The following is a 2,959-nucleotide window of genomic DNA, read 5'->3' as shown; positions in this document are numbered from 1 at the left end:
CAAAAGAAGTACGCAGAAAAAGGTTTTTATTAAAAAGCAAAAGAACGGCAGCCGAAATGGGCGGTGGGCGGGGGGAGGAGGGAGTGTGAAAGGGGAGGGGGGGCCCCCCGCGGGGGCGACGCCCAGGCGGCGCACGCCGTAGCGGCCGCCGTCCTGCAGGGTGCTGAGCGGGCCGGGGCGGCTGATGGTGAGATATCCTTGTGCCATCGAGAACTACCTTGTTGCCATGGGAGAAGTGTCGCCGCCGAGGCGCTCGAAGGTCGCCTTGTCGACCGGCACGAAACGCACCCGATCCCCCACCCGTAGCAGGCTTAGGTCTTTGCTGCGCGGGTCGAACAGGGTGGCGCTGGTGCGCCCGAGCAGGTTCCAGCCGCCGGGGGAGGGGCGCGGGTAGGCGGAGGTCTGGCGGCCGGCGATGGCCACGCTGCCCGCCGGCACCCGCGGCCGAGGGGTATCGAGCCGGGGCAGTTCCAGTTCGGCGGGCAGGGTGCCCATAAAGGCGAAGCCGGGGGCAAAGCCCAAGGCGAATACCCGGTACTCGTGCTCGCTGTGCAGCCGGATCAGCCGCTCGGCGGCGAGGCCGGTATGCCGCTCCAGCCGGGCCATGTCCGGGCCCACGCTGGGGTGGTACCACACCGGCAGCTCCTTGACCGGGGCGTCGGCATGGTCCCGGTCCGGGGCCAGCCCGGCCAGCACGTCTTGCAGTTTTTGCCGCGCCTGGTCGTCGCCGAGGCGCAGGGGATCGTACTGCACCAGTACCGTGGTGTAGGAGGGCACCAGATCCACCAGCTCGTCGCCGAACGCCTGCTCGCAGCCTCGTACCAGGGCGGTGATCCAGCCCATGTTGCGCTCGTCGATGCTGTCGAACAGTCGCACCAGCCAGGCGTCCATGCCGGCGTTTTCCAGCCGGGGCAGGGTGCTCATGCCAGTTGGTCCAGGGCCTGGCGGATGGCCTTGACCGCGGCGATGGACTCGGGGTTGTCGCCGTGCACGCACAGGGTGTCAGCGGCGAGCATAAGCGGGCTGCCGTCGCTGGCGGTGAGCGCCTGGCCCAGGGCGATGCAGCGGGCCTGTTCGACGATGACGGCGGGGTCCTGGTGCACGGCGCCGGGCAGCCGGCGCGAGACCAGGTGGCCCTGGGCGTCGTAGGCGCGATCGGCGAAGGCCTCGAACCAGAGGGTGACGCCGTGCCGGGCGGCCAGGGTGCGGGCCGGCTGCGGATCCCGGGTGGCCATCACCATCAGCGGCAGGGTGGGGTCATAGGCGGCCACCGCCTTGATCACCGCCTCCAATCGGGCCGGATCCTGCATCATGTCGTTATAGAGGGCGCCGTGGGGCTTGAGGTAGGCCACTCGGCCGCCTTCGGCCCGGCACAGGGCGTCGAGCGCCCCCAACTGGTAGAGCACCAGGTTCTCGATTTCGGCGGGGGAGCAGGCCAGGGAGCGGCGGCCGAAGCCCACCAGATCCGGGTAGGCCGGGTGGGCGCCCACTTTCACTCCGTGGTCCAGCGCCAGGCGTACGGTACGGCGCATGGTGTCCGGATCGGAGGCGTGAAAGCCGCAGGCCACGTTGGCCAGATCCACGAAGGGCATCACCTCCTGATCGCAGCCCATCACCCAGGGGCCGAAGCTTTCCCCCATGTCGGCGTTCAACAGCAGTTTGGGCATGGTGTCGGTTCCTTCTGCAAGGTGGTTCACAGCCACCAAAGTGAGCGTTGGATCCCAGCATAACCGGCCGCTCCAGGCATGAACAGGCCCCTTGGGGTGTCCGGCCCGGTCCCATCCAATCGGCCATAACCTTGATCCGGGGCAGGGGAAAGCGGCTACCACTTTAGTAGAGTCTGGGCTATCACCGGTTTTGATGAACGCCCATGCTGACCCAGACTCCTCTCCGGCAACAACTGTTGGCCCTGCACCATTCGCCCTGCGACGGTTTTATTCGGCTGCGCAATACCTTTGCGGTGCACTCCTTTCCGGGCTGGCTGCGGGCGCAGTCGCTCTACCCCCGCATCTACTGGCATGGCCGGGGCCAGGACAGGCCCGAATACGCAACCCTGGGCTGCATAGAGGCCCTGACCGACCCGGCCGAGATCCGCCGCGGGGATGAACAGATGCCGGCCCAGGGCGACAGCCCCCGCTATTTCGGCGGCCAGGCCTTCGATCCCGCGACCCCCGGCTGGCCCGGTTTCGGCCCCAGCCGCTTCGTGCTGCCGCGGGTCGAGCTGGTGCGCCGGGGGCAGAGCGTGCAGCTCTGTCTCAACCTCTGGCTGCGGCCGGACAACAGGGAGGCCGAACTGGCGGCGGCGCTGACGGCGCTGGAGCAACTGCGGCCGGAACAGCCCCTGCCGGCCCTGGACCCCGTCGACTATCGGCGCCGGGACAGACCCGGCCGCCGGAGCTGGCGGGCGCTGGTCGAACGGGTGACGGCCCCGGACAGCCTGGCCCGCCTCCCCAAGGTGGTGCTGTCGCGCCGCAGCCGGTTGCACACCGAAACCCCGGTGGATCCCTGGCGCCTGCTGGCCGGATGGGCCGGCCGCGAACCGGACTGCTTTCACTTCGGCTTTGAATTCACCCCCGGCCAGACCTTTATCGGCTGTTCCCCGGAGCGCCTGTACCGGCGCGAAGGCCGCCGGCTGCAAACCGAGGCGCTGGCGGGCACGGTGCGCCGTACCGGTGACGAGGAAACCGACGCCGCCCTGGCGGCCAGCCTGCTGGCCGACCACAAGAACGGCCACGAAAACCGCCTGGTTCAGGCCGATATCCTGGCGCGGCTGGCTCCCCTGGCCGACCGGCTGCAACGGGGGGAACCCAGGGTGGTCCCGCTCCGGCGGCTGCAGCATATCAAGCGCGACATCGGTGCTCGGCTGAAGGCGCCGGTGCGGGACTGGCAACTGCTGGCGGCGCTGCATCCCACCCCGGCGGTGGGCGGCACGCCCCGGCCGGCGGCCCTGGCCTTTCTG

The 2,959-nt window shown here is 69.4% G+C and carries 3 protein-coding genes; 1 reads left to right on the top strand and 2 read right to left on the bottom strand.

What is annotated here, in order from left to right; translation table 11 throughout:
• Positions 1 to 213: 213 nt before the first annotated feature.
• Complete coding sequence (gene pxpB / locus CGX12_RS18985) at positions 214 to 924, bottom strand: 5-oxoprolinase subunit PxpB (RefSeq protein WP_094041435.1); 711 nt, start codon at positions 922 to 924, stop codon at positions 214 to 216.
• Positions 921 to 1,667 (bottom strand): 5-oxoprolinase subunit PxpA, encoded by a 747-nt coding sequence (locus tag CGX12_RS18980; RefSeq protein ID WP_094041434.1) that lies wholly within the window; start codon positions 1,665 to 1,667, stop codon positions 921 to 923. The genes pxpB and CGX12_RS18980 overlap by 4 nt, the downstream gene beginning before the upstream one ends.
• A gap of 203 nt (positions 1,668 to 1,870) precedes the next feature.
• Between CGX12_RS18980 and CGX12_RS18975 the strand changes: the two genes are divergently transcribed.
• The coding region (locus tag CGX12_RS18975; protein ID WP_094041433.1) for an isochorismate synthase at positions 1,871 to 2,959 on the top strand (1,089 nt) is incomplete at its 3' end.

Source organism: Zobellella denitrificans, assembly GCF_002237365.1.
Lineage (GTDB): Bacteria > Pseudomonadota > Gammaproteobacteria > Enterobacterales > Aeromonadaceae > Oceanimonas > Oceanimonas denitrificans.
Note: the sequence above shows the minus strand (reverse complement) of the source record. Positions and strands in the feature narration are given on the sequence as shown.

Excerpts from the sequence above, each read along its gene's own strand:
- CGX12_RS18980 (WP_094041434.1), bottom strand. The coding sequence starts at position 1,667 with ATGCCCAAACTGCTGTTGAACGCCGACATGGGGGAAAGCTTCGGCCCC.
- pxpB (WP_094041435.1), bottom strand. The coding sequence starts at position 924 with ATGAGCACCCTGCCCCGGCTGGAAAACGCCGGCATGGACGCCTGGCTG.